Raw genomic sequence first — 24,626 nt, forward strand, 5'->3', positions numbered from 1 at the left:
GAGGCCTTTCGCAGGGGTTGAGCGGGTACTACGACTTCGCGGACTTGGCGATCTCGTCGATCGCGTACGGCAGCGAGGCCAGCGTGGCCTGCGACATCGCGGCACCGATCGCGGGGCCCTCGCTGTCGAGCAGCCACGACACCTTGCCCGCCTTGACGGCGGGCAGGTTCGCGAAGAGCTCGAACGACTTCAGCTTGTCCGCGTCGGCCTTGTCGGCGATCACGAAGATGCGGTCGACGTTCATCACGTCGATGCGCTCGGGGGACAGCGTGGTGAAGAACTTGCCGCCCGCGACCTCGTCGACCTTCGTGTTGCCCTTGAAGCCCATGCCGGTCACGAGCTGGCTGCGCACGTCGGTCGTGGCGAACGGCGCAATGGCGTCCTTGTACCAGGAGGTGACGACCGCGGTCTGGTTCGCCCAGTCCGGGTTGGCCTTCTTGATCTCGGCGAACTTGTCGTCGACCGACTTGATGATCTTCTCGCCCTCGGTCTGCTTGCCCAGCGCCTTGGCGATCTGCAGGGTGGTGTCCTGCCACTTGCCGCTGAACGCCTCGGCCTCGCCCTTGGGGCGGCCGACCGTCGGGGCGATCTTGCTGAGCTTGTCGTACCAGGCCTGGTCGGCCTCGGAGTAGACCGCGATGATCAGGTCGGGGCGCAGCTGCGCGATCTTCTCGTAGTTGGGCTCGGTGTCGCCGTTCTTCATGACGACCTCGGGCTTGGTCGAGCCCCACTTGTCCTTCACCCACGGCCACTGGGTGTTGACGTCGGGGCTGGTGCCCTCGGGGTTCGGGTACTGGTCGACCATGCCGACCGGGACCGTGCCGAGCGCGAGCATCGTCTGCTCGTCGGTGTAGCCGAGGGAGACGACCCGCTTCGGGGCCTCCTTGATCTCGGTCGTGCCGAAGAAGTGCTCGACCTTGGCCGGGAACGTGCCACCGCTCGCGTTGCCACCCTCGGGCGTGGACGCCGGCTGGGAAGAGCCGCACCCGGCGAGCACGCTGCCGCCGACGACCACGGCGGCGGCCACAGCGGTCAGCCGCTTCCAGGTCATGGCTGTTCTCGGACGGTTGAAGCCCATTCGGCACCTCGATCTTCGCTGCCCACGCGGCGGGGGAAATTTAGGACAGCCGAACCTTATCACCCAGTTAGGACAGGCTAACCTAGTCCTTGGTCACTCTTCGATACCACGTGCGTCCGGCCGATCGGCACGATCAGCGGCCTTTCCGAGACGGGGTCGTCGATGACCTTCGCCTGCAGGCCGAACGTGTCCAGCAGCAGCTCGCTGGTGATCACCTGGCTCGGGTGGCCCTGGGCGACGATCGACCCCTGCTTCATGACGATCAGGTTGTCGCTGTAGCGGACGGCCAGGTTCAGGTCGTGCAGCACCATCACGATCGTGCAGCCGTTCTCGTGCAGGTCGTCGACGAGGTCGATCACGTCGATGGCGTGCGCGAGGTCGAGGTAGGTCGTCGGCTCGTCGAGCAGCAGCAGGTCGGTGCCCTGCGCCAGGGTCATGGAGATCCACACCCGCTGCCGCTGCCCGCCCGACAGCGAGTCGACCGGCCGGTGCGCGAGGTCGGAGACACCGGTCATGGCCAGCGCTCTCGCCACGATCTCCGCGTCGTCCGACGACCACTGCCGCACCCAGCTCTGGTGCGGGTGCCGGCCCCGCGCGACCAGGTCGGCGACCGTCAGGCCCTCCGGCGCGATCGGGGTCTGCGGCAGCAGGCCCATCCGCTTCGCCACGTCCTTCGTCCGCAGCCGCGCGATGTCGTCGCCGTCCAGCAGCACCGTGCCCCGGCGCGGTTTGAGCAGCCGGGACAACGTCCGCAGCAGCGTCGACTTGCCGCAGCCGTTCGGCCCGATCACCGTGGTGATCACCCCGGTCGGGATGGCGACGTCCAGGTCGTCGAGCACGACCCGGTCGGCGTACCCGACCGTGACGCCCTGGGCGCCCAGCCGGGCGACATCGTTGCGCATCGCGGTCATAGGTCAACCTTACTTAACTGAGGCTCACCTCAGGCAGGACGCTTCACATTCGCGCGCACCAGCAGGTAGACGAGGAACGGGCCGCCGATCATCGCGGTCACGATGCCGACGGGCAGGTCGTTGGGCAGCACCTGCCGCGCGATCAGGTCGGAACCGATCAGCAGCAGCGCGCCGAAGAGCCCGGACGCGACCAGCGGCGGCACCGGAGTGCGCAGCAGCCGCATCGTGATCTGCGGCGCGACCAGTGCGACGAACGGCACCGGACCGGCCGCCGACACCGCGACTCCGGCGAGCAGGACCGCGCACAGCAGCAGCACCGCCCGCACGAGCGAGTACCGCACGCCCAGGCCGGCGGCGACGTCGTCACCGAAGTGCATGGGGCGCAGGTGGAACGAGACCGCCAGCACGACCACGACCAGCGCGACTGTGATCCACAGCGTCGTCCACACCTCGGCCCACGACCGCGAGTCGAGCGACCCGACCAGCCACGACTGCGCGCGGGCGACGTCGCGGATGTCGGCCAGCACCAGCAGCCACGTCGTCAGCGCCGTCATCATCGCGCTCACCGAGACGCCGATCAGGATCAGCCGGAACCCGTCGATGCCCTTCCGCCAGGCGAGGAAGTAGACGAGCAGCCCGGTGCCGAGGCCACCGGCCAGCGCCGCCGCGGGCAGCCCGATCGACCCGCCGACCACCGCGCCACCCGACGTGGTCACCACGAAGATCGCGCTCGCGCCGGCACCCGTGGTGATGCCGAGGACGTCCGGGCTCGCGAGCGCGTTGCGGGCGATCGACTGGGTGAGCGCACCGGAGATGCCGAGCGCGACGCCGACGATCAGGCCGATGAGCGAGCGCGGCATGCGCAGTTCCATGACCACGAACTCGTCGACCCGCTCGCCCTGGCCGAAGATCGTCCTGACCACGGCGGGCAGGTCGATCGTGAAGTCGCCGACCGCGATGGACACGCAGAACAGCAGGAACGTGGCTGCGGCGAGCACCACCGCGGCGAGCACGAGCCAGGGCCGCCAGACCCAGGACCAGCCGCCCAGGCGCAGGCCCGCGGGCATCTTCTCGGTGGCCGGGTCGGCCGCGGGGGTGCTCATGCCTGCCTGAACTTCCCGAGCCACACCAGCACCGCGAAGAACGGGGCGCCGAGCAGCGCGACGACGATGCCCGCCTGCAGTTCCGCCGGGCGCACGACCAGCCGGCCGGCGATGTCCGCCACCAGCAGCAGGACCCCGCCGAGCAGCCCCGCGAACGGAACCAGGAACCGGTAGTCGGGGCCGGTGATCCAGCGCGCGATGTGCGCGACCATCAGCCCGAGGAACGCAATCGGCCCGCACGCCGCCGTGGCCGCGCCGGCGAGCAACGTGATCGCCAGTACGCCGACGGTCCGCCCGGCCGCGATGTTCACGCCGAGCCCGCGCGCCACGTCGTCACCGAGGTTGAGCAGGTTGAGCGTCGGCAGGTTCACCACCGCCAGCACCAGTCCGGCGGCGACGAACGCCCCGGCGACCGCGATGACGTTCCAGCCGACGCCCTGCACCGAACCGGCGTTCCAGAACCGCAGCACGTCCAGCGACGCCTTGTCCTGCAACGCCACCGCCGTCGTCATCGCGGCGAGGAAGATCGTGACGCCCTGCCCGGCCAGCGCGAGCGTCAGCGGGTTGCCCGAGCCGCGGCCGAGGCTCGCCAGCCCGAACACGACCACACCGGCCGCCGCGGCACCGGCCAGCGCGAACCACAGGTACTGCAGCGGGTTCTGCAGGCCGAAGAGGTAGACCGCGAGCACCACCGCGAACGACGCGCCGGAGTTGACGCCCAGCAGGCCGGTGTCGGCGATCGGGTTGCGGGTGTGGCCCTGGATCAGCGCACCGGCGACCCCGAGCGCGAGCCCCGCCACGACCGCGAGGACCGTGCGCGGGATGCGCGACGTGTGGATGATCAGCGCGATCTCGGTGAGCCGCTGGTCGGTGCCGGGGTCGCCGAACAGCCCCTGCCACACCTGCGCCGGGCTGAGCGCCCGTGCGCCGATCGTCGTGGAGAGCACCGCGGTGGCGGCGAGCAGGACCACCAGGAGGACGAGTCCCAGCAGCCTGCGCCGTCGCGGGCCGGCGCCCCCACCGCCCGGTGCGGGGTCGAGTCCGCGTTGCTCCACCACGATGCTCACGAGCCGCTACGTTAGCTCACCCTTACCTAAGTGGGTGACGCGCGTCGATCACGTGACCGCGTGCCTGGCCCGGCCCCCGGTCAGCCCGTGATCCGCAGTCCCCGGCGCAGCGCGTCCAGCTCGTCGGTGAACATCCGCCGCGAGACCTCCGCGCTCTCGACGAGGCTCGACCCGTGGAACGTGCCGGGGTAGAGGCGCAGCTCGGCCTGCACCCCCGCGTGCGCGAGCCGGCGGGCGTACTCGATGCCCTCGTCGCGCAGCGGGTCGAACTGGCAGACGGTCACGAACGCGGGCGGCAACCCGGACAGGTCGGTGGCGCGGGCGGGCGCGGCGTAGGGCGAGACCTCCTCGGCACCACCGAGGTAGCTGGCCCAGCTGAAGATCGCGTTGGGCCGGTTCCACAGCGGCGTGTCCACGTAGTCGCGCATGGACTCGGTGTCGAGGCGGTCGTCCAGCTCGGGGATGCCGAGCAGCTGGAAGCACAGCGCGGGCCCGCCCCGGTCGCGGGCCAGCAGCGCGACCCCGGCGGACAGCCCGCCGCCCGCGCTCTCCCCGGCCACGCCGATGCGTCCGGGGTCGACGCCCAGCTCGGCCGCGTTGGCCGAGAGCCACCGCAGGGCCGCGTAGCAGTCCTCGACCGGTGCCGGGAACGGGTGCTCCGGTGCCAGCCGGTAGTCCACCGACACGACGACGACGCCGAGCTCGTCGACCATGCGCAGCACGGAGGAGTGGAACATGTCGAGGTCGCCGACGATGAACCCGCCGCCGTGGATGTAGAGCAGGCCGGGCACGGGCTGCGCGTCCCTGGTCGGTGAGTAGACCCGCACCGGCACGTCCGGCGCGCCGTCGGGTCCCGGCACGGTGGTGTCGCGGACGTCGATCGCGTTCACCGGTTCGTACGTCGGCATGGCGGCGAGGAGCTCGGACTGCCTGGCGCGGGCGGCCAGCAGCTCCTCGTGGTCGGTGAACCGCAGTGCGGGCAGCATGTCGAGCCAGGGCAGCAGTTCCGGGTCGATGGCGTAGCTCATGCACCGATCATGGAGCCGTTCCAGCTCCGGCGGCAGCCGACACGTGGCGGGGGATCGGCGCTCCGGGACAGCCAGGTGGCGGATCGCCCGGTGCGGCCGTCCCGCGGGGCTATCGTGACGGGATGAAGGGCCTGCTGCTGCGGCTGTCCGGGTTGGACGCCGATGCCGAGAACGCCGTGCGGGTGATCGGGTTCTTCGACCGCCTGATCACCGAGCGCTCCGGCCTCGACACCCTGGTGCACAGCACGGCCGAGCTGGCCGGCTGCCCGGTCGGCCTGCGGGCCCCCGGCCAGGGCCTGGTGCTGCGCGCCGCCCCTGGCACCGGCGTGACGGCCGCACCGGCTCCCGCACGTGCAGCGGTCCGCGCACTGGAGGGCGGCGCCGACGTGTGGGTGGCCCGCGAGGGCGCGCCCGCGCCGTTGGACGACATGCTGCTTGAACGGTTCGCCATCGCCGCCGCCGTGCTGCTGGACCACTCCAGCGTGCCGTTGCCCGAACTGGGCGATCCCGCGCTGGTGGAGCTGGTGCTCTCGGAGGGCGCCGGCACGGCGGAGCGCTCGCGGGCGCTGCACCTGCTCGGCATCGCCGCCACGAGCCGGTTGCGGGTGCTGGCCACCACCGGCGACCTGCCGGGGCGGTCGGTGGTGCTGGGCAGCGTGCGGGCGGTGCTGAGCACGGACGTGCCGGACTCCGCCGAGGTGCCGGGTGCCGTCGGGTTTCCGGGTGCCGTCGGGCTGCCGGGTGCCGTCGGGCTGCCGGGTGCCGTCGGGGTGTCAGGCGCCGTCGGGGTGCCGGATGCCGCTTGGGCGCCGGGCGTTGCAGGGCTGCCGGGCACCGCAGGGATGCCAGGCGTCGTCGGGCCGCCGGATGCCGCCGGGGTGCCGGATGCCGCCTGGGCACCGGGCGTTGCAGGGCTGCCAGGCGCCGCCGGGGTGCGGGTCGGCGTCGGGCCGGTGGTGCCCGCGATCGAGGCGGCCCGGTCGTGGCAGGACGCGCTGAAGGCGTTGCGGTTCACCGCGGACAGCGAACCCGTGGTGTGGTGGGACCGGCTCGGCGGCCTCGCGCTGGTGGCCGAGCGAGTCGACCGGGACGACGTCGCCGCGCTCGACGACGTCCGCGCACTCGACCGGCTGGCCGCTGTCCAGCCCGACACGCTCGCGGCACTGGACGCGTTGTGCGCCACCGGATCGGTGCGCAAGGCCGCCGCCGTGCTGCACCGCCACCACAGCACCATGACCGTCCGGCTGGCCCGCGCCGAGACGGTGCTCGGGTTCGAGGTCGACTCGGCGGGCGGGCGGTTTCGGCTGCACCTCGCGCTGCTGCTGCGCCGGTTGCGGGACAACGGGTCCGGCTGATCCGGCAGGCGCACTCCCGGCGCCCGCGGTCGTCCCGCTGCCGCTGGGCGGTCAGCCGAAGAACTCGGTGAGCGCCCGTGCCACGAAGTCGGGCTGCTCCTCGGCGAGCCAGTGGCCGGAGCCGTCGACCCGCACGACCTGGAAGTCGTTCGCCACGGCCGGCAGCGCGCCCAGGAACTGGTCGTAGGACGAGACGGACGCGAGGCCCAGCACCGGCGGGACGAGCTTGGCGTAGGTCTTGCCGTCGGCGATGTCCTGGTGGAACGCCTGGTACCAGCCGTTGCTCGCGCGGATCGCGTCCGGTGAGTTGTAAGACCGCGCGTAGATCTGGCGGGACCGCTCGTCGATCGCGGCCGGCGTGAACGCGGTGTTCGCGAACAGCCAGTCGGCGAGGTGTCGGAACCGGCCGGCGAGCAGCTGCTCCGGCAGGGCCTGCACCTGGTTGAACGCGAACCACCACAGGCTGAATCCGCCGGGCGGCGGGAGCAGCGGGATGTGGTAGAAGCTCTCGTCCGGGTGCAGCACGTCCATGAACGCGACCTTGTCGACGGCCGCGGGGAAGTTCGCGGCGAACGCGAACGCCACCATGCTGCCCAGGTCGTGGCCGACGACGTTGACCTTGCTGTACCCGAGCGCGCGCACCAGCTCGTGGATGTCGGTCGCCATCGTCTTCTTGTCGAACCCGGACTGCGGCTTGTCCGAACCGCCCATGCCGCGCAGGTCCACCGCGATCACCCGGTACCGGGCGGCCAGCGCGGGCATGATCTTGTGGTAGAGCCACCACGTCTGCGGCCACCCCGGCAGCAGCACAAGCGGCTCGCCGCTGCCACCCGTGACGTAGTGCAGGCGGACGCCGTTCACCCGCGCGTAGTTGTGCTTGAACCCGGGCAGGTTCGGTTCCGCGTGCTTCGCCCCGGCGCCCTCCGCGTTCGCGACCCCGGTGCCCGCGACCCCCGTGCCCGCGGCGAGTGCGGCGCCCAGTGCGAAGACGCCGCGTCTGTTCAACTCCATCGTCCCTACCCCCACATCCCGTTGCTCGGCGCGGACATCCGAACAAGCGGCGCTTGAAGACCGGTGGAACCGGTCAGTGCGCGTGGAGGTCCTCGGCGCTCCACGGCGGCAGCGGGTCGTCGAACGCGGCCCAGCCGGCCGGGTCCGCCAGCTCGGCGTCGGTCAGCAGGGCGGGGTCGAGGAGGCGGCGCGGCTCGTCGGGGTCGAGGCCGACACCGATGAACACCAACTCCTGCCGCGGCCGCTCGTCACCGGTGAGCAGCTGGCCGGGTTCGAACGTGAGGTTGGGACCGGCCTGCGACCACACCGCGAGCACGTCCCGCCGGGTGGCGATGTGGCAGAAACCCTTGCTGCGCAGCGGTGTCCGCCAGTCCGCCAGCGCGGCCAGCAACCGGCCGGGGTGGAACGGCCGGTCGGCGCGGTAGGTGACCGACCGGATGCCGTACTCCTCGGTCTCCGGCGTGTGGGTGCCCGCGAGCTCCTGCGCCCAGCCGGGGGACCGGGCCGCAGTGACCGGATCGTAGCGGCCGGTGTCGAACACCTCGGCCAGGTCGATGACGCCGCGCTGGGTGTGCAGCAGCCGTGCGACCGGGTTGAGCCGCTTGAGCAGCGCGTTCACCGTCGCGAGCTCTTCGGCGCCGACCAGGTCCGTCTTGTTGACGACGATCAGGTCGGCGAACTCCACCTGGTCCACGAGCAGGTCCGAGATCGTGCGCTCGTCCTCCTCCGCGGCGGCCAGGTCGCGTTCGTCGAGCCGGTCACCCGCCTTGAGCTCACGCAGGAACCCGGCCGCGTCGACCAGCGTCACCATCGTGTCGAGGCGGGCGTGGTCGGACAGGCTGGTGCCGTCCTCGAAGGTCCACTCGAACGTGGCGGCCACCGGCATCGGCTCGGAGATGCCGGTCGACTCGATGAGGATCGAGTCGAACCGCCCCGACCGCGCCAGCTCGCCCACGCTCTCCAGCAGGTCCTCCCGCAGCGTGCAGCAGATGCAGCCGTTCGTCAGCTCCACCAGCCGTTCGGTGGTGCGGTCGAGCGTCCCCTGCCCGGCCACGAGCGCGGCGTCGACGTTGACCTCGCTCATGTCGTTGACCACCACCGCCACCCTGCGCTGCTCGCGGTTGGCGAGCACGTGGTTGAGCAACGTCGTCTTGCCGGCGCCGAGGAACCCCGACAGCACCGTCACGGGCGTGCGCATCAGAGCTCCGCCTCCTCGTGCCACTCGCCGAACGGGTCCACGAAGTCGAGCTCGTCCGCCAGCGCGAGCTCCTCGTCCGTGACCACCGCGGCCGTCAGCGCGGCGGTGATCCGCGCCGGGTCCTTCGTGGTGATCACGACGAGTTCCTGACCCCTGTCCCGCGGCCAGGCCCCGAGGTTCCCCACCCGCAACCCGCCACCGGCCGACTCCAGCCACAGCGCCTCGTCGGGCTGGCTCACCACCCACACCCGCCCGCGCGTGCGCACCACCCCGTCGAGCAGCACGTCCACCGCCTTGTGCAACCGCATCGGGTGGAACGGCCGCGCCTCGCTGAAGCACACCACCGACACCCCGTGCGCGGCGTGCAGCGGCGGCGCCCCGTAGAGCAACGACCCGAACCCGTCGTCGAACCCACCCCGCCGCGCCGTCGCGGGAATGGCGGCGAGCAACGCCGGCACGTCAATCCCGTCGAGCTGCTGCCGCGGCGCCAACGGGTTGAGCCGCTCCAGCACCGCCGCCGTCGCCGGGTCTGGTGCCGCGGTGAGCACCAGCGCGTCGGCGAACTCCGCCTGCCCGACGACGACCTGCGCCACCGTCCGCTCGTCCTCCGCCGCCGCACCCATGCCGCGCTCGGCCAGCGTGTCACCACCGGTGGCGTCGGCCAGCCACCGCGCCGGGTCGACGACGGTGAGCACCGCCTCCACCTCGACCTCGGTCGCGCTGAGGGCGAAGCACACCGCCTCCGGCTCCAACGCCGGGTCGAGGTGCACGACCACGCGGGCGTCGAGCCCCTCCAGCAACGGGACCAGGTCCAGCCGCAACGTGCACGACACGCACCCGTGCGCCAGCTCCAGCACCGTCAACCGGCCGTCGACCCACCTGCGCACCACCCCGTCGGCGAGGCGGCTGAGGTCGTGCCGGACCAGCACCGAGTCCGGCGACGCCCGCCACACCTCGTCCGCCACGTCGTGCTGCGTGAACCCGGCTACCAATACGACCCTCGCTGCCATGGGTGGCAGCGTACATGACAATGATTATCGTTAGCGTGAGTGGGTGGGGGTTGGAGGGTGGTTGGGGCCGACGGGGGTGGGCTGCGCGGGCGAGTTGGGTGGGGTGGGTTGAGCGATGCGGCGGGCTGGGCGGTGCGGGTCGGCTGAGGGAGACGGGCTGGTCTGGGCGGCGCGGGCCCACCAGGAGCGCAGGCCAGCGCAAGCCGCCTGGCAGCGCAGGTCGGCCGGACGGCGCGTGTGAGGTGGGCAGGGCAGCCGGACGGCGGATCGGCTGGGCGGCGCATGCCAGCGGGCGTCACGGTCGATTGGGCAGCGCGGGTCGGCTGGGCAGCGCGGGTCGGCTGGGCAGCGCGGGTCGGCTGGGCAGCGCGGGTCGGCTGGGCAGCGCAGGCTCGCTGGGCAGCACGGGGCGGGGGCGACGCAGGTTCGCTGGACGGCACGGGTCGGCGCGTGCCAACTGGGCAACGTGAGCCCACGGGACGACGCGCGTCGGATCGGCGAGGCAACGCGGGACCGTTGGCACCGTGAGCCCGCGGGACCGTAAACCCGCGGGACCGTGAGCCCGCGAGGGCCGTTGGGCATCGCAGGCCGCTTGGTCAGCGCGACCGCGCAGACCAACGCCGACCGGCTCAGCCCAGCCGCATGATCGTCTCCTCCACCTCCTCACGCCGCCCGGTGGCGTACTCGACGTCGGTCCCCACCACCTCGAAGCCCACCTTCTCCAGCACCCGCCTCGACCCGGCGTTGTCGCTCGCCGCCCGCCCGTACACCGGCCGGACGGGCACGAGCTCCAGCAGCAGCGTTAACGCACGGCTGGCCACGCCCTGCCCCCAGAGGCTGCGGTCGATCCAGTACGTGACCTCGGTGTCGCCCTCCAGCACGAAGCTCGCGACGGTGCCCGCGAACCGGCCGTCGGCCAGCACGGCGCGGTTCGTGACGTCGGGGCGCGCCAGGATGCGCTGCCAGTGCGCGTCGAAGGCCGCGCGGTCGTCCGGGTCGTCGGCGACGAAAGCGGCCATGCGCACCGACTCGGGATCGCGCATCAGCTCGAACAGCGCGTCCAGGTCGGACTCTTCGATCTCTCGCAACGTGACGTGGGGCATGGGATGACCGTAGCGACGAGCACCGACGAAAAACTCACGGCACGACCAGCACCGGCCAGTGGCCCGTGCGGATCAGCCGGGTCGCCACCGAGCCCGCGAAGCGATGTCCCGCCTGCTGCGAGGCGCCGACCACCACCATGTCCGCCTGGCAGCGGTCGGCGCAGTCGCGCAGGGTGGTGAACGGGTCGCCGAAGGTCTTCACGAACGTCACCGGCACGTCCAGCTCCTCGGCGGCCGCCCGCACCTGGCCGCGCAGTTCGGCGTACAGGCCGGCCGTGGCCTCGTGTTCGAACACCGATGCCGCGCCAGGGCTCAGCGAGGCCAGCGTCGAGTGGCAGGCGACGAACGTGACGACCAGGCGGGCGCACTGGCGGCGGGCCGAGCCGAAGGCGAAGGCGGCGGCCCGCATGGCCGTGTCGGAGCCGTCCACGCCGACGAGGATGGTCCGCGCGGACGGCACCGGGCGGGGGCCGAAGTCGTCCTTGGTGGCTTCGAAGGTGTTGAGCGAACGGTCCACGATGTCACCTCACGACAGCGGTGTCGGCGTCCTTCTTCTCGAGGTCGATGGTCGTGCGCAAGGTGATCGGCTTCAGCAGCAGCGCCGCGACCACACCGACCACGGCCACGGCCGCGGAGATCAGGAAGATGTGGGCGGTCGCGTCGCCGTACACGGTGTGCACGACGGTCTGCACCTGCGGCGGCAGCGCCTGCAGGTTCAGGGCGCTGGTCTCGCCGGTCGACTGGCCCGCGGGCACGTGCAGCGCGGCGGACAGGTCGGCGGTGACCCGGTTGGCCAGCACGGCGCCCAGCACGGACACGCCGATCGTGCCGCCCAGCGAGCGGAAGAACGTGACCGTGGCGCTCGCGGCGCCCAGCTCCCGCAGCGGCACGGTGTTCTGCACCGCCAGCACGAGGTTCTGCATGGTCATGCCGACACCGATGCCGACCACGGCCATCGCGGTGCCGACGATCCACAGCGCGGTCGCGTGGTCGACGAACCCGAGGCCCAGGAAGCCGAGCACCAGGATGACCGTGCCGGACACGATGTACGGCTTGACCTTGCCGGATCGGCTGATCATGCGGCCGGAGACGGTCGAGGAGACGAGCACGCCCGCCATCATCGGGATGGTCAGCAGGCCGGCCTCCGTGGGGGAGTAGCCGCGGCCGATCTGGAAGTACTGGCCGAGGAACACCGCGCCGCCGAACATCGCCATGCCGACCGCGAGGCTCGCGATGATCGCCAGCGCCGGGGTGCGCTGGGTGACGATGTGCAGCGGCACCACGGGTTCGGGCACGCGCAGTTCCACGGCCACGGCGGCACCGAGCAGCACCAGCCCGCCGCCCACCATCGCCGCGGTCTGCCAGGACAGCCAGTCGAACGAGTTGCCGACGAACGACACCCAGATCAGCAGCACGCTGACACCGGCGGCGATCAGGGCGGCGCCGAGGTAGTCGATCTTCACGTTCTGCCTGCGCACGGTCTCCAGCTTCAGCGTGGCCTGCAGCACGACGAACGCGAGCGCGGCGATCGGCACGGCCACCCAGAAGCACCAGCGCCAGCCCAGCCACGACACGTCCACGATCAGGCCGCCGAGCAGCGGGCCGCCGACCGTGGCGACCGCCATGACCGCGCCGAGGTAGCCGTTGTACCGGCCGCGCTCGCGGGGCGGGATGATCGCGGCGATCACGACCTGGACCAGCGCCTGCAGACCGCCGACGCCGAGGCCCTGGAACGCGCGGGCGGCGATCAGCTGACCGGTGTCCTGCGCGAAGCCGGACAGCAGCGACCCGATCACGAAGATCACGATCGCGGCCTGGACCAGCGTCTTCTTGTTGAACAGGTCAGCGAGCTTGCCCCAGACCGGGGTCGTGGCCGTCGCGGTGAGCAGGGTGGCGGTGACCACCCACGTGTACTGGGTCTGCGTGCCGTTCAGCGAGCCGATGATCCGCGGCAGCGCGGTGGACACCACCGTGGAGCTGACCATGGCCACGAACAGCGCGAGCAGCAGTCCGGACAACGACTCGAGCACCTGCCGGTGCCCCATCGCGCCGCTCTCTTGCGTCTTCACCCCGAGTCCCTTCGTCCCCTCAATTCTTGCGCGTCGTGCAAATTTGCACAATGGGCAACTTACTCCACGGCTAGTCTGGGTGCATGGAGACCCTCACCACGCTCCGCGCGCAGAAGAAGGCGGTGACGAGGCGGTCGCTGGCCGCGGCGGCGTTGCGGCTGGCCATGGAGCGCGGTCTGGACGGTGTGACGGTCGAGGACATCGCGGACGCGGCGGGGGTCTCCCGGCGCACCTTCTCGAACTACTTCGCCGGCAAGGAAGACGCCGTCCTGGAGGCCGAGCGCGAACGGACCAGGGCACTGGTCGCCCTGGTCGCGGCACGGCCGGCGGAGGAGGAGCCGTGGCCGGCCCTGCGCGCGGCGACGGCCCGGCTGTACGCCACGTGGCCCGTGCCCGACCTGGAGTGGATGGCCCAGCTGCGGATGCTGCGCAGGCACCCGTCGCTGCTCGCGCGGCAGGTGGGCGACCAGGTGGCGGTCGAACGGGACCTGACGGAGGTGCTGGTGGCGCGCGGCCCCGACCCGGAGCTGGCGCGGCTGACGGCGGCGACGTTCTTCGCGGTCCTGCGCACCGGCGTCGCGCTGTGGCTGGAGGGCGCGGACGAACCGCTGCCCGACCTGGTGGACCGGCTGCTCGGTCGGTGCGGGATCAGCTGCTGAGCGGGAGGCCGCAGGCCGGAACGGCAGCGCTGGACGGGCCCGAACCGGCGCTGCCGTGCCTGCCGGTCATCTGGATGGCGAAGACCCGCATTCGACTGAACCGCCGGTGGGACGGACGGGACAGGGGGCGATCCCGTCCGTCCCACCGGCGGTCACGGCATCAGTCGAGGTCCAGTTCGTACAGCTCGCTCAGAGAAGTGGCCCATGCGCCGGCGTCGCCGCCGTTGCCGCCGTGGCCGGTGTCGCCGCCGTTCGTGACGCTCGTGTTGACCGCGTCGCCGGTGTCACCGGTGGTGGTGTTGCCGGAGTGGCCGGAGCTCACGTCGGCGATGCAGTTCGCCTTGTGGCACATCACGATCGCGCTGTTGTCGCCGGTGTCACCGGAGTCACCGGAGTGCCCGGAGTTGCCCGAGACGGCGATGTTCTGGCTCTCGGCGTCGCCGCCCTCACCGGACGGGGCGCCGTGACCGCCCACGGCAACCGCGGTGGCGTCCGAGTCGTTCGCCGAGCCGTGGTCGTCGTCCTCCGACCCGGTCGCGGTCGCGCTCTCCGCGATGGCCCCGGCGTCGCCGCCGTTGCCGCCGTTGCCCGTGTCGCCGCCGTTGGTGGCGCTGAGGTTCACGGCGTCGCCGGTGTCACCGCTGCCGGTGTCGCCGGAGTCGCCGGAGGACACGTCCGCCGCGCAGTCGGCCTGCACGCACATGATGATCGCGCTGTTGTCGCCGGTGTCACCGGAGTCACCGGAGTCACCGGAGTGACCGGAGAGGGCGATGTTCTGGCTCTCGGCGTCGCCGCCCTCACCGGACGGGGCGCCGTGACCGCCCACGGCGAGCGCGGTGGCGTCCGAGTCGGCCTGGCCGGTGTGGTGGTGACCGTGGCCGTGCGGGTGGTGCCCGTCCTCGTCCTCGGCGTCCTCGTCGTCCTCAGCGGCCACAGTGGACGGTGAAGCGTGGTGCAGCAGCATCTCCCCGGCCAGCGGGTGTGCGCCGCCGCCGAACCAGTACGGGTGGAACGCGGCGACGTCCGCGGAGGCGGGCCCGCTCGCGAGCACGAGCCCACCGGCCACGGCGGCGGCCAGCAGACCGCCCTTGAGTTTCTTGCGCATTGTCTTCCTTCCTTGACGACAACTGCCTTGGAACGTGATGTCGTTTCGGATGTGCGGGACACAGCATGGGAACCACGTCCGCGCAGAGCCCTCCTCTCGACGGAGCACCGTGACTCCCGGGGTGGGAATAACCGTGCCGGAGGGCGGAAAACATGCTGGTCAAGCGATAGCTGAACGGGCGACACGCGCTGATCGTGCGTTGATGTACCGGCCACCTGAAGGGGTGTTAGACCTCGTGCGGGGTAACTGGATCGGCTGACCGCGTCACCAGCCGTCCTCGTCGTTGCGCTCGCCGGGTGCGTGCACCCGCCACCGCACGCTGGTGACCGACGGCTCCAGCGACAGGCGGCTGACCGCCGACTCCATCTGCTTGTCGTCGCGCTGTTCGGCGCTCAACGCCGCCCGCACCTCGACCAGGCCGTCGCGGCCGGCGTTGGTGCTCTCGATCGACTGCAGCGCGAAGTCGGTGCGCGACAGGGCCTGCACGAGCAGCGTGCGCACGTGGGCCTCGTCGTCGTCCCTCGTGACCGCGAGGAAGGTGTAGGTGGCCGGTGTCTCCTCACCGGTGTCCGGGCGCCGGTCCAGCACCCGGCCGAGCGGGCGGAACACCAGGTGGACGGCGACCACGGCAACGGTTCCGGCCACCGCCATGAGGTGCAGGCCGGCACCCGCGAGCGCTCCGACCGCGGCCGAGCACCAGAGCGTGGCGGCGGTGTTCAGTCCGCGCACGGTGAGGCCCTCGCGCAGGATGACACCGCCGCCGAGGAACCCGATGCCGGACACGATCTGCGCGGCGACCCTGGTGGGGTCGGCGGTGCCGCCGGTGAAGCCGTGCGCGGACAGCAGCACGAACAACGTCGCACCGGCGGCGACGAGCGCATTGGTGCGCAGCCCGGCCATGCGGGCGCGGTACTGGCGCTCGATGCCGATCAGCGCACCCAGCCCCACACCCGTGCCCAGGCGCAGCAGCATTTCCGCGGTGGTCATCGTGCGGCCTTCCTCCGGTCGCGGCCAAGGCCACCGGAGTATCCGATGTGGACGCTCCACGCGGCCACCCCTCCTGCCCGATGCGCCACCAAGGGATGATCTTGAACGCCGCCGGGAACTTTCCGGCGGCCCGCGGGTCCCGTGCGGTGGGACCGCTACCGGTGCAGCGCCGGCAACGCCTCCGCGAGCTGCCGCAGGACTTCCGGCTCTGACGCGGCGAGGACGTGCAGCACCTCTGTCCAGTTCGGAGCGGTGAGCAGGGCGGCGAGCTCGCGGCGGGACGGGGGAGCGGGCACGTCCGGGGTGCCGGTCAACGCGTGCCGCAGGACATCGAGCGCGGCGGGCACACCGTTACGAGGATGCCAACCGCCGCAGGACCTCCGCCAGGGTGTCCGGGCTCGTCGCGAAGTTCAGCCGCACGAACGCCGAGGTGTCCACGCCGGTGCCCGCGCTGAACTCCGCGCCCTCGCTGAGCTTCACCCCCGGCGCGGCCGTGCCCTCGAACCACGCCAGGTAGGTGGCCTCCGGCGGGTGGTAGCGCCGGTCGGGCCCCAGCCACGCGGTCACGGTGTCCCGGTTGCGCCGCAACGTCTCCAGCAGCTCCGCGAGCCACGGGTCGCCGTCCTGCCACGCCGCCACGGTGGCCGCCCGCCCCAGCGTGTTCGGCGTGCCGAAGTAGTCGAGCGGTGCCGCGTCGAGCGCCCTGCGCAGGGCCGGAACGCCGATGTGCGCCACCGCGCAGCGCAGGGCGGCGATGTTGAACGCCTTGGTGGCCGACGTGGCGGTCACCGTGCGCCGGGCCGTCTCCGCGCTCAGCGACGCGAACGGGAGGTGCCGGTGGCCGGGGTGGGTGAGGTCGGCGTGGATCTCGTCGGACAGCACGACGAGGTCCAGTTCCTCTGCCAGTGCGGCGATCCCGGTCAGCTCCGCGCGGGTGAAGACCCGGCCGGTCGGGTTCTGCGGGTTGACGAGCACGAGCAACCGGCACCCCGTCCCGCGCAGCACCTCCGCGTCGAACCGCCACCCGTCCCCGGTGTGCCGCAGGGGGATCGGCACGACCCGGCGGCCGGCGCGCCGGATGCTCGCGAGGAACGGCGGGTACGTCGGCACGTGCAGCGCGACGCCGTCACCGGGTGCGGTGGTGTGCTCGATGACGACCTGCAGCACCTGGATGAGGTCGCTGAACACCCTGGTGTGGCCCGCCGACGGCGTCCAGCCGTAGCGCGTGTGCATCCGCTGTTCGAACGCCGCGACCACCGGGTCGCCGGAGGGCCAGTGCGGGTAGCCGAAGTCCTCGCGCTCGACCTCCTGCCACAGCCGGGCCTTCACCGCGGGCGGGAGGCCGAAGTCCATGTCCGCGACCCACGCGCCGATCGTGCCCGTGGGCAGCGAACCCCACTTCACGCCCGAACCCGACCGCAGCCGGGACTCGTCGATCCGGTCGAAGCTCACGCGGTGCCCCGTTCGACAACGGCCCGCAGCATGTCCACGTGACCGCGGTGCTGGGCGAGCTCCTCGTACACGTGCAGCAGGGCGGCGCCCTGGTCGAGCGGGAGGCCGGGGCCGAGGAAGTTCGAGTCGGGCTCGGCCTTCAGCGGCGCGCGGAAGTCGGCCTGCCGCACAGCGCGTTCCAGCGCGGCCTTCGTGCGGCCGACGCGGGCGAGCAGCGGCTCGACCGGTCCGGTGGCGACGAACTCGGAGTCGCGGTCGCGGTGCGCCGGTCGGCCGGTGACGAGCTCACCCGCCCAGTAGTCGACCACGCCGCAGCAGTGCGTGAGCAGGGCGTACGGGCTGCTCACGCCGGGGATGGGCGTGCGGTTCGCGCGCTCGGCTCCGAGGTCGCGCACGGTCGCGGCCATGTCGTCGAGGGCCTGGCCGGTGAAGTGGAGGTACTGCTCGACAGTGATCATCAGTTCGCGTCACCTTCTCAGATGGTGACGCGAACGTTGCCGGGCACCCGCGTCACCTGTCAAGATGGTGACGTGAGTTTCGCGTTCGTCAGCGGCAACCTGGCACTGGACTTCCTGGGCACCCTGAAGTGGCGCGGCGGCGACGACGAGGAGCTGCTGACCGGCCCGCGGGACGTGGGTGCGTGGGCGGTGGCGGCTGGGCTGGTCACGGAGCAGCCGGAGGTGACCGCGGCCCAGCTCACCGCGCTCGTCGAGCTGCGGGAGTCGGTGTACCGGCTGGTCAGGGCCACGCTCGCGGGCAGCGGCCGGCCGGAGGACGACCTGCTGCGGGTGAACTCCTACGCGGACGCCCCGGCGCCGTCGTTCACGCTGACGGAAACCGGGGTGCGCAGGCACGGCACCGCGCGTGCGGTGGGCGGCGAGATCGCGCGTGCGGCAGCGGCCCTGCTGGAGCGCGCGGACGAGCTGGTGATCAGGGAGTGCGGGCGCGCCGAGTGCACGCGGATCTTCATCGACCGCTCGCGCACCGGCAACCGGCGCTGGTGCGACATGGAGGAGTGCGGCAACCGGATCAAGGCGGCCCAGTACCGCGCCCGCCGCATGAGCGGCTAGGACTCCAGCTGCCGGTACTGCTCCCGGTCCATGTCGTAGACCTCCAGCGTCACCTGCGTGGGCAGGCCCTCCACCGGCTTGAGGTGCTCACCGGCGAGCCCGACGACCGTGCGGCCGACCTCCTGCTTCAGCTCGGCCGGACGACCGGAGAGCAGGCCGACCCGGACGTGGACCATCGCGGCCGGCGCGCCCTCGCCGATCACCGACTCCTCGATCTGCCGGAACCGCGTCTTGAACGCGGCCACCTCGGAGGAGACCAGCGGTGACACGGCCCGGTGCAGTGCGAGGGCGAACCCGCGGCGGTCGAACGCGCCGGCCAGCTCGGCGGAGTACTCGACGGTGATCTGTGGCATGAGGTCAACCTACTGGGTGCTCAGGTGAGCTCGGCCGAGTCGGTGAGCTGCAGCTTGCGCCGTGCCCGCTGGTAGAACGTGGTCATCCCCAGCCGCACCACCTTCGCGGCGGCGGGCCGCCCGCGCAACGACACCCGCTCACCCGGCTCGACGTAGCCCGCGACCTGCCCGTCCACCTCGACGGCCAGCCGCCCGCTCGACGGCAGCAGGTCGAGGTCCACCTCGTCGGCCACCGACAGCACCACCCCGCGGCTGTAGGCCGAGTGCGGCGCGGCCGGGGTGACCAGCAACGCCTCCACCGACGGGCTGGTGATCGGCCCACCGGCCGAGAAGCTGTACGCGGTCGACCCGGTCGGCGTCGCGACGATCACCGCGTCCGCCGCGTAGCTCACGAACGGCTGCCGCGCGACCCGCACCGCCACCCGCGCACTGCCCTGACCGGGCGTGCGCACGACCGCGACGTCGTTGAACGCGGTCACCTCCTGATCGCCGAACGTCGCGTCGACCGCCAGCCGCGGCTCGACGGTGAACTCGTGCGCGTCGATGGCCGACAGAGCAGCGGGCAGGTCCGGCACGTCGACCTCGGCGAGGAACCCGAGCTTGCCCAGGTTCACGCCCAGCACCGGCGCCTTCTCCCCGTCGGCCAGCCGCATCGCGCGCAGCATCGTGCCGTCACCGCCCAGGCTCACCACCAGGTCGGCCCGCCGCCCCAGCTCCACCGCCGACACCGGGGTGGCGGCGCAGCGCAGGCGTTGGATCTCGTCGTCGATGCCGAGGATCTCGACACCGCGGTTGGCCGCCCAGCCGAGCACGGCCTCGACCGCGGCGGCGGAGTCACGGCGCGGGTGCAGCACCAGTCCTGCGGCGTGCACGTCAGCGGGTCCTCACGTCTTGGGTCACGGACGCCAGTCTGCCCTCGTCCGGCGGGGAGCGTGCGGTACGGGGGACGTACCGGGCCTTCCGCCACGGCCGGCACCCCGTTCGGGGAAGGTCACGATCCGCAGAGCGGGGTGTGCCCGACGCCGGGGAAGTGCCGGTCGTGCTCCTGCGGTGACAACGGTGGTGAGGCGGTGGCGCAGACCCGTTGCGCGGCATGCTCTTCGTCGGCCTCCCACGTCCGGACGGTGTGGTCGCCGCTCGCGCTGAGCACCGTGTGCGCGTCCGGGTGGGCCAGCCCGTACACCCGTTCGGTGTGCCCGCTGAGCACCGCGAACGGGGTGTGGTCGGACAGGCGCCACAACCGCACGTCGTGGTCGGCGCTCGCACTGGCCAACGTCGTGCCGTCCGGGGAGAACGCGACGGCGTGGACGGTGTCGGTGTGCCCGGTCAGCTCCGCCGTGCGGGCGCCGGTCGCCGCGTCCCAGACGCGGACGGCGAAGTCGGTGGTCCCGGTGGCGATCCGGGTGCCGTCGGGGCTGAACGCGACCGACTTCACCACGTGCCCCTGGCCGGGCAGGTGGGTCGTGACCCGGTGGGTGTCCACGTCCCAGATCCGCACGCCGAAGTCGCCGCCGCCGCTCGCGAGCCTGCGGCTGTCCGGGCTGAACGCCAGTGCCTGCACCGACTCCGCGTGCCCGGTCAGGGTGCCCAGGGACGTGCCGGTGGCGGTGTCCCACAGCACGATCGTGCGGTCGGTGCTGCCGGTGGCGAGCACCTTGCCGTCCGGGCTGACGGCCATGGCGTTCACCGCGTCGGTGTGCCCGGTCAGCGGCGGCAGCGGTTGTGGCTGCCGGGGATCGCCGATGTCCCAGCGGTGCACGCGCTGGTCGGCGCTCGCGGCGTAGAGGGTGCGGCGGTCGGCGGAGAACGCCACCGAGTTCACCGCGCCGGCCGGTCCGGTGAGCACCGCGGCCGTCCGGCCGTTCGCCAGCAACCGGACCGTGCGGTCGTAGCCGCCGGAGGCGACGAGGGGGCCGGAGGAGGCCACCGAGTACACCGAGTCGTTGTGGCTCAACGGCAACGGCAGGTCCCACAGCCGGACGGTGTGGTCGTCGCTCGCGGTCACCAGCGTGCCGCCCGCGACCACCGCGCCGACGACCGCGGCGGTGTGGCCGGTCAGCACCAGCGGGTCACCGGGGTGGTCGAGGTCCCAGACGCGGGCCGTGCGGTCGACGCCGGTGCTCACCAGCCGGGAGCCCTCGAAGGCCAGCCCGCGCACGGCGTCCGTGTGCCCGGTCAGCACGCGCGGCTCGCCGCCCTCGACCGGCCAGACCCTGACCACCCGGTCCTGGCCCGCCGTGGCGACCAGGGCGCCGTCCCGGCTGACCGCGACCGCCTGGACCGCGCCGGTGTGCCCGGTCAACGGCCGTGCCCGGCGGGTGCCGAGGTCCCAGAGCAGCGCCGAGCCGTCCCACGACCCCGTCACGAGGTGCCGGTCGCCCAGGTCGAGCGCCACCACCGGTGCCGGGTGCGGGAGAACGGCGACCTCGCGGGGTGAGCGCAGGTCCGTGAGGTCCCACAACCGCACGGAGTTGTCCGATCCGGCGGTCGCGAGCAGGCGGTCGTCACGGCTGAACGCGACGGCGTTGACCGGCCCGGTGTGACCGGTCAGCGTCGCGAGAACGGCGCCGGAGCTGGTCTCCCACAAGCGTGCCGTGCGGTCCCAACCGGCCGTGGCGAGCACGTTGCCCGTGGAGTTGAACGCGACGTGCGGGACGTTGTCGGTGTGGGCGGTCAGCGTGCGCACCTCACGGGGGTGGTGCGGGTCGGCGATGTCGGTGAGCCGCACCGTGCGGTCGTGGCTCGCACTGGCCAGCAGGTGCCGCGCCGGGCTGTGGGCGACCGCGTTGACGGCGTCGGTGTGGCCGGTCAGCAGGGTGGCGTAGGACGGGGTGAACGAGCCCAGCAACGCGCTGCGCGCCTCGACGGTGGGGGACAGGCGGAACGCGGCCAGCGCGAGCTGGGCGGCGAGCGCGGGATCGGTGCCGCGCAGGCGGTGCACGTCCTGGGCGACCTTCTGCGAAAGCGCGTTGTTGCGTTGCCGGGTGGCCTCGGAACCCGCGTCGACCGCCGTGACGGCACCGATGGCCGTGGCCACGAGCAGCACCGACAGCAGCGCGGTGAGCAGGCCGAGCCGGCGCCGGTCGGAGCGGGCCTTCGCGAGCTCCGCGGACTCGGCGGCCAGGCTCGCGGTGAGGAAGTCGCGTTCACGGGCGGTCAGCGGGTGCGGCGGCTCGTCGAGCCACGACCGGAACGCCGCGAGCCGCGCACCCCGCACCAGCGCGCCGGGGTCGCGGTCGAGCGACTCCCAGACACCGGCGGACTCGGTGAGGTCGCGGTGGGCGCGCAGGCCGTCGCGGTCGGCGGTGAGCCACTCGCGCAGCCGGGGCCAGCAGCGGATCAGCGCCTCGTGGGTGAGCTCCACCCGGTCGTGGTCCACCGTGACCAGCCGCTGCGCGGTGAACGCCTCCAGCACCAGCCGCGTGTCCGGTTCGTCGTCCAGCTCGGCGCGGGCGATTCGGCGCCGGGTGTCCTCGGTGCCGTCGCCGACCGCGGTGAGCCGGAGGAACAACGACCGCGCGCGCTCCCGCTGTGCCCCGGTCAGCTCGCCGAACACCGACTCCGCCGTCCTGGACAGCGCGCCCTCGAACCCGCCGGCGGCCTGGAACCCCTGCAACGTCAGCGTGTTGCCCTTGCGGCGGTGCCACGTCTCCAGCAGCGCGTGCGACAGCAGCGGCAGCGCGCCCGCGTGACCGGTCCCGTTCGCGACCAGCTCGGCGACCAGCGCGGTCTCGACGGCGCACCCGACGCCGCGGGCGGGCTGGACGATCGCGGCGCGCAGCTCGTCGGTGCTCATCGGCCCGACGGTGACCTGGCCGGACCCCATCGCCTCGACCAGCACCGGGAAGTCGGCACAGTGACCGTAGAAGTCGGCGCGCACCCCCAGCACGACCCGGTGAGCGGTGATCTTCTCGACGAACCGGCGCCGGGTCTCGCGGTCGGCGCAGAGGGTGAAGACCTCCTCGAACTGGTCGACCACCAGGACGGCGTTCTCACGTGCGTGTGCTCGGTACTCCTCCAGCGGCTGCGCACCGGGCGTGAACAGCACGGCGTTGCCCAGGCGCGGCAGCAGCCCGGCCCGCAGCAGCGACGACTTGCCCGCACCGGACGCCCCGACGACCACGACGACGCGCTGCTCCTCCGTGCGTTCGACCAGCTGCTCGACGAGCCGGTCGCGGCCGAAGAACCGGTCGGCGTCCTCCGCCTGGAAGGCCGCGAGCCCCGCGTACGGCGCGCTCCGGTCGTCGACGTCGGCGGGCCGCTGGCCTGCGGACGTCTCCTGCCAGCGCTGCCGCCACTCGTCCTCGTCACCGCCGCACGCCCGCACGTATGCCAGCGCGACCTGCAGCGTCGGCAGCTTGCGCCCGGCCGCGGCCTGCGACAACGCCGCCTCCGAGTAGTGCGTGCGCGCACTCAGCTCGCGGTAGGTCGGGCTCCCCGCCCGCTCCCGCAACGCCCTCAGCTCGCGCGCGAACGCGAGCACCGCGCCGTCGCCCGCGTCGAGCGGTCGTTCCCTGCGTGGCATCCCCGAATCCCCCTGCCCTCGCGTACCGAGCAAGGTAGCGGGCGCCGCTCAGCCGCAGAACCGGATGATCATCGCCGTCAGCCGGTCGCTCCTCGCGGGTTGGCGCTCGTGCCCTCGGTGCCGAGCAGGACGACGACGGACGTGGAGTCGAGCCCGAGGTCCCCGTGTGGTGCCGCCCGCAGCCCGGCGAGCGGGGCGGCACCACACGGTCCGGAGTGGACGTTGCGCGCGTGCAGATCCGCTGCCGCCTTGGTGCATTCGGCGTCGGAGACGGTGACGGCGGCGTCAAGGCCGTTGCGCAGGAACGGCCACGCGGTGGTCGACGGCGTCCCGCAGTTCAGCCCGGCCATGACGGTGTCGCTCGTGCCGATGGTGACCGGTTCGCCGGCGATGAGGCTGGCCGTGACGCACGCGGCGGTCTCCGGTTCCACGGCGAGGACGCAGGGCGCGGCCGTCGTGCTGCGGTAGTGCGTGATCACGGCCTGCGCGAGCGACCCCACCCCGACCGGCACCACGACCAGGTCCGGCGCCCGCCCGAGCTGCTCGTCGACCTCGGCGCACAGCGTGGCGTACCCCTCGACGACCCACCCCGGCACCTCCTCGTAACCGGGCCACCCCACGTCCTGCACCAGAACCCCGTCGGCCTCCGCGGCCGCACGGACCGCGTCGCCGTACGACCCGCGCACGACCGTGACCCGCGCACCCTCGGCGGCGATCGCCTGCACCACCTGCGAGTGCACGGCCTCCGGCACGAACACGTGCGCCGCCCGCCCCCGCAGCCGGGCCATCCGCGCCACTGCCCGCCCGTGGTTGCCCTCGGTGGCGGCGACGAGCGTGACCGGCGCGGTGACCCGTTCGAGGAGGCGGTGCACGGCCCACGACGCTCCGAGCGCCTTGAACGCGGGCAGCCCCAGCCGGTCCGACTCGTCCTTCACCAGCAACCGCCCGACCCCGAACTCCGCCGCGAGGTCCGGCAGCTCGACGAGCGGCGTCGGCGCGTATCCCGGCAGCCCCGCGTGGAAGGCGCGCACCTCGCGCGGCGCCGGTGCACACCGCCACTGCCGGGCACCCGGCCGCGTGAACCACATCATGGTGCCCAGCCTGGGGCCTGGCCGAGCCGTCGGTCCAGCGCGCGTTCGCGACGCCTGCTCGTCCGGTTCGCCCACCGGTTCTCCACTAGGCTGGACCGCGGTGGGAGGAGGCGCCGTGACCGATGACGAGCTGGTCGTCGAGTTCGCCCTGACCCGCCTCGACCACCCCGGCCTCGACCTGGAGGAGGTCGCCGCGCTCGTGGTCCGCCGCGTGGGACCCGACCGGATGGTGGAGTTCGCCGGCCAGACCCTGGCCCACCGCGACGAGCTGCGCGGGGCGGTGTTCCCGGCTGCTGTGGAGCACGTGCTGCGGGTGGTGCTGACGTTGCGCGGTCCTCGGGACTAGCACCGGGGCGGTTGCCGTTCGTGATGCCGCGGCGCAGGTGCTGTAACACGCGGGGCGAATCGTCGATGATCTTTCGTGGCGACTCGTGCGTGGCCGGTCGGGCCT

The 24,626-nt window shown here is 72.6% G+C and carries 24 protein-coding genes; 4 read left to right on the forward strand and 20 right to left on the reverse strand.

Going from position 1 to position 24,626, the window contains the following annotated elements; all coding sequences use genetic code 11:
• Positions 1-28 precede the first annotated feature (28 nt).
• The 5 genes from ACZ7CH_RS28075 to ACZ7CH_RS28095 all read right to left on the reverse strand — a co-directional run bounded on the left by ACZ7CH_RS28075 (position 29) and on the right by ACZ7CH_RS28095 (position 5,187).
• The gene (locus ACZ7CH_RS28075; RefSeq protein ID WP_470375341.1) at positions 29-1,051 is read right to left on the reverse strand and encodes an iron-siderophore ABC transporter substrate-binding protein; all 1,023 of its coding nucleotides are present in this window, start codon (positions 1,049-1,051) and stop codon (positions 29-31) included.
• Positions 1,052-1,155: 104 nt separating this feature from the next.
• Positions 1,156-1,989: an ABC transporter ATP-binding protein gene (locus ACZ7CH_RS28080; RefSeq protein ID WP_360384608.1), complete on the reverse strand. Its 834-nt coding sequence runs from the start codon at positions 1,987-1,989 to the stop codon at positions 1,156-1,158.
• 29 nt (positions 1,990-2,018) lie between these two features.
• The gene (locus ACZ7CH_RS28085; protein ID WP_470375342.1) at positions 2,019-3,092 is read right to left on the reverse strand and encodes a FecCD family ABC transporter permease; all 1,074 of its coding nucleotides are present in this window, start codon (positions 3,090-3,092) and stop codon (positions 2,019-2,021) included.
• Positions 3,089-4,159 (reverse strand): FecCD family ABC transporter permease, encoded by a 1,071-nt coding sequence (locus ACZ7CH_RS28090; RefSeq protein WP_470375343.1) that lies wholly within the window; start codon positions 4,157-4,159, stop codon positions 3,089-3,091. Before ACZ7CH_RS28090 ends, ACZ7CH_RS28085 begins: the two co-directional genes overlap by 4 nt.
• A gap of 80 nt (positions 4,160-4,239) precedes the next feature.
• Positions 4,240-5,187 (reverse strand): alpha/beta hydrolase, encoded by a 948-nt coding sequence (locus ACZ7CH_RS28095; RefSeq protein ID WP_458432710.1) that lies wholly within the window; start codon positions 5,185-5,187, stop codon positions 4,240-4,242.
• A gap of 122 nt (positions 5,188-5,309) precedes the next feature.
• Here ACZ7CH_RS28095 and ACZ7CH_RS28100 point away from each other — a divergent pair, with 122 nt between their 5' ends.
• Positions 5,310-6,542 carry a helix-turn-helix domain-containing protein gene (locus tag ACZ7CH_RS28100; protein WP_470375344.1) on the forward strand — a complete coding sequence of 411 codons (1,233 nt, stop codon included), beginning with the start codon at positions 5,310-5,312 and terminating at the stop codon, positions 6,540-6,542.
• Positions 6,543-6,593: 51 nt separating this feature from the next.
• Here ACZ7CH_RS28100 and ACZ7CH_RS28105 read toward each other — a convergent pair whose 3' ends face one another.
• The 6 genes from ACZ7CH_RS28105 to ACZ7CH_RS28130 form a co-directional block, all read right to left on the reverse strand.
• Positions 6,594-7,553, reverse strand: coding sequence for an alpha/beta fold hydrolase (locus tag ACZ7CH_RS28105; protein WP_360384598.1), 960 nt, complete (start codon positions 7,551-7,553; stop codon positions 6,594-6,596).
• A gap of 73 nt (positions 7,554-7,626) precedes the next feature.
• Positions 7,627-8,751, reverse strand: coding sequence for a GTP-binding protein (locus ACZ7CH_RS28110; protein WP_458434418.1), 1,125 nt, complete (start codon positions 8,749-8,751; stop codon positions 7,627-7,629).
• Positions 8,751-9,761 carry a CobW family GTP-binding protein gene (locus ACZ7CH_RS28115; RefSeq protein ID WP_470368944.1) on the reverse strand — a complete coding sequence of 337 codons (1,011 nt, stop codon included), beginning with the start codon at positions 9,759-9,761 and terminating at the stop codon, positions 8,751-8,753. Before ACZ7CH_RS28115 ends, ACZ7CH_RS28110 begins: the two co-directional genes overlap by 1 nt.
• A gap of 629 nt (positions 9,762-10,390) precedes the next feature.
• The gene (locus ACZ7CH_RS28120; RefSeq protein WP_360384592.1) at positions 10,391-10,864 is read right to left on the reverse strand and encodes a GNAT family N-acetyltransferase; all 474 of its coding nucleotides are present in this window, start codon (positions 10,862-10,864) and stop codon (positions 10,391-10,393) included.
• Positions 10,865-10,898: 34 nt separating this feature from the next.
• On the reverse strand, positions 10,899-11,381 hold the full coding sequence (locus ACZ7CH_RS28125) for a universal stress protein (protein ID WP_360384590.1): 483 nt from the start codon (positions 11,379-11,381) through the stop codon (positions 10,899-10,901).
• 4 nt (positions 11,382-11,385) lie between these two features.
• On the reverse strand, positions 11,386-12,909 hold the full coding sequence (locus ACZ7CH_RS28130; RefSeq protein ID WP_360384984.1) for an MDR family MFS transporter: 1,524 nt from the start codon (positions 12,907-12,909) through the stop codon (positions 11,386-11,388).
• Between the two features lie 107 nt (positions 12,910-13,016).
• On the opposite strand from ACZ7CH_RS28130, the gene ACZ7CH_RS28135 reads away from it, so the two are divergent.
• Entirely contained in the window at positions 13,017-13,592 is a 576-nt protein-coding gene (locus ACZ7CH_RS28135; RefSeq protein ID WP_360384588.1) for a TetR/AcrR family transcriptional regulator, read from the forward strand.
• Positions 13,593-13,752: 160 nt separating this feature from the next.
• Here ACZ7CH_RS28135 and ACZ7CH_RS28140 read toward each other — a convergent pair whose 3' ends face one another.
• From ACZ7CH_RS28140 to ACZ7CH_RS28160, 5 genes are all read right to left on the reverse strand, one after another.
• Positions 13,753-14,697, reverse strand: a complete 945-nt coding sequence (locus ACZ7CH_RS28140; RefSeq protein ID WP_360384586.1) for a hypothetical protein — start codon at positions 14,695-14,697, stop codon at positions 13,753-13,755.
• Positions 14,698-14,961: 264 nt separating this feature from the next.
• Complete coding sequence (locus ACZ7CH_RS28145) at positions 14,962-15,684, reverse strand: MgtC/SapB family protein (protein WP_360384584.1); 723 nt, start codon at positions 15,682-15,684, stop codon at positions 14,962-14,964.
• A gap of 155 nt (positions 15,685-15,839) precedes the next feature.
• Positions 15,840-16,031: a hypothetical protein gene (locus ACZ7CH_RS28150; protein WP_470375345.1), complete on the reverse strand. Its 192-nt coding sequence runs from the start codon at positions 16,029-16,031 to the stop codon at positions 15,840-15,842.
• A 4-nt stretch (positions 16,032-16,035) separates the two neighbouring features.
• Positions 16,036-17,136, reverse strand: coding sequence for a MalY/PatB family protein (locus ACZ7CH_RS28155; RefSeq protein WP_470368947.1), 1,101 nt, complete (start codon positions 17,134-17,136; stop codon positions 16,036-16,038).
• Complete coding sequence (locus ACZ7CH_RS28160; protein ID WP_360384578.1) at positions 17,133-17,594, reverse strand: mycothiol transferase; 462 nt, start codon at positions 17,592-17,594, stop codon at positions 17,133-17,135. Before ACZ7CH_RS28160 ends, ACZ7CH_RS28155 begins: the two co-directional genes overlap by 4 nt.
• A 72-nt stretch (positions 17,595-17,666) precedes the next feature.
• Here ACZ7CH_RS28160 and ACZ7CH_RS28165 point away from each other — a divergent pair, with 72 nt between their 5' ends.
• On the forward strand, positions 17,667-18,206 hold the full coding sequence (locus ACZ7CH_RS28165) for a CGNR zinc finger domain-containing protein (protein ID WP_470375346.1): 540 nt from the start codon (positions 17,667-17,669) through the stop codon (positions 18,204-18,206).
• Here ACZ7CH_RS28165 and ACZ7CH_RS28170 read toward each other — a convergent pair.
• From ACZ7CH_RS28170 to ACZ7CH_RS28185, 4 genes are all read right to left on the reverse strand, one after another.
• Positions 18,203-18,559 (reverse strand): 5-carboxymethyl-2-hydroxymuconate Delta-isomerase, encoded by a 357-nt coding sequence (locus ACZ7CH_RS28170; RefSeq protein WP_458432697.1) that lies wholly within the window; start codon positions 18,557-18,559, stop codon positions 18,203-18,205. The genes ACZ7CH_RS28165 and ACZ7CH_RS28170 overlap by 4 nt on opposite strands.
• Before the next feature lie 20 nt (positions 18,560-18,579).
• A complete protein-coding gene (locus ACZ7CH_RS28175; protein ID WP_360384571.1) occupies positions 18,580-19,431 on the reverse strand; it encodes an NAD(+)/NADH kinase in 852 nt (283 codons plus the stop codon).
• A 119-nt stretch (positions 19,432-19,550) separates the two neighbouring features.
• Positions 19,551-23,084 carry an nSTAND1 domain-containing NTPase gene (locus ACZ7CH_RS28180; RefSeq protein ID WP_470375347.1) on the reverse strand — a complete coding sequence of 1,178 codons (3,534 nt, stop codon included), beginning with the start codon at positions 23,082-23,084 and terminating at the stop codon, positions 19,551-19,553.
• 77 nt (positions 23,085-23,161) lie between these two features.
• Positions 23,162-24,175 carry a pyridoxal-phosphate dependent enzyme gene (locus ACZ7CH_RS28185; RefSeq protein WP_470375348.1) on the reverse strand — a complete coding sequence of 338 codons (1,014 nt, stop codon included), beginning with the start codon at positions 24,173-24,175 and terminating at the stop codon, positions 23,162-23,164.
• A 115-nt stretch (positions 24,176-24,290) separates the two neighbouring features.
• Between ACZ7CH_RS28185 and ACZ7CH_RS28190 the strand changes: the two genes are divergently transcribed.
• Positions 24,291-24,521 carry a hypothetical protein gene (locus ACZ7CH_RS28190; protein WP_360384565.1) on the forward strand — a complete coding sequence of 77 codons (231 nt, stop codon included), beginning with the start codon at positions 24,291-24,293 and terminating at the stop codon, positions 24,519-24,521.
• Positions 24,522-24,626: the final 105 nt, after the last annotated feature.

The organism is Lentzea sp. NPDC037011, from assembly GCF_055607425.1.

Excerpts from the sequence above, each read along its gene's own strand:
- ACZ7CH_RS28145 (WP_360384584.1), bottom strand. The coding sequence starts at position 15,684 with ATGACCACCGCGGAAATGCTGCTGCGCCTGGGCACGGGTGTGGGGCTG.
- ACZ7CH_RS28140 (WP_360384586.1), bottom strand. The coding sequence starts at position 14,697 with ATGCGCAAGAAACTCAAGGGCGGTCTGCTGGCCGCCGCCGTGGCCGGT.
- ACZ7CH_RS28185 (WP_470375348.1), bottom strand. The coding sequence starts at position 24,175 with ATGATGTGGTTCACGCGGCCGGGTGCCCGGCAGTGGCGGTGTGCACCG.
- ACZ7CH_RS28100 (WP_470375344.1), top strand. The coding sequence starts at position 5,310 with ATGAAGGGCCTGCTGCTGCGGCTGTCCGGGTTGGACGCCGATGCCGAG.
- ACZ7CH_RS28075 (WP_470375341.1), bottom strand. The coding sequence starts at position 1,051 with ATGACCTGGAAGCGGCTGACCGCTGTGGCCGCCGCCGTGGTCGTCGGC.
- ACZ7CH_RS28085 (WP_470375342.1), bottom strand. The coding sequence starts at position 3,092 with ATGAGCACCCCCGCGGCCGACCCGGCCACCGAGAAGATGCCCGCGGGC.
- ACZ7CH_RS28130 (WP_360384984.1), bottom strand. The coding sequence starts at position 12,909 with ATGGGGCACCGGCAGGTGCTCGAGTCGTTGTCCGGACTGCTGCTCGCG.
- ACZ7CH_RS28160 (WP_360384578.1), bottom strand. The coding sequence starts at position 17,594 with ATGATCACTGTCGAGCAGTACCTCCACTTCACCGGCCAGGCCCTCGAC.
- ACZ7CH_RS28180 (WP_470375347.1), bottom strand. The coding sequence starts at position 23,084 with ATGCCACGCAGGGAACGACCGCTCGACGCGGGCGACGGCGCGGTGCTC.
- ACZ7CH_RS28120 (WP_360384592.1), bottom strand. The coding sequence starts at position 10,864 with ATGCCCCACGTCACGTTGCGAGAGATCGAAGAGTCCGACCTGGACGCG.
- ACZ7CH_RS28170 (WP_458432697.1), bottom strand. The coding sequence starts at position 18,559 with ATGCCACAGATCACCGTCGAGTACTCCGCCGAGCTGGCCGGCGCGTTC.
- ACZ7CH_RS28080 (WP_360384608.1), bottom strand. The coding sequence starts at position 1,989 with ATGACCGCGATGCGCAACGATGTCGCCCGGCTGGGCGCCCAGGGCGTC.
- ACZ7CH_RS28135 (WP_360384588.1), top strand. The coding sequence starts at position 13,017 with ATGGAGACCCTCACCACGCTCCGCGCGCAGAAGAAGGCGGTGACGAGG.
- ACZ7CH_RS28115 (WP_470368944.1), bottom strand. The coding sequence starts at position 9,761 with ATGGCAGCGAGGGTCGTATTGGTAGCCGGGTTCACGCAGCACGACGTG.
- ACZ7CH_RS28110 (WP_458434418.1), bottom strand. The coding sequence starts at position 8,751 with ATGCGCACGCCCGTGACGGTGCTGTCGGGGTTCCTCGGCGCCGGCAAG.
- ACZ7CH_RS28105 (WP_360384598.1), bottom strand. The coding sequence starts at position 7,553 with ATGGAGTTGAACAGACGCGGCGTCTTCGCACTGGGCGCCGCACTCGCC.
- ACZ7CH_RS28095 (WP_458432710.1), bottom strand. The coding sequence starts at position 5,187 with ATGAGCTACGCCATCGACCCGGAACTGCTGCCCTGGCTCGACATGCTG.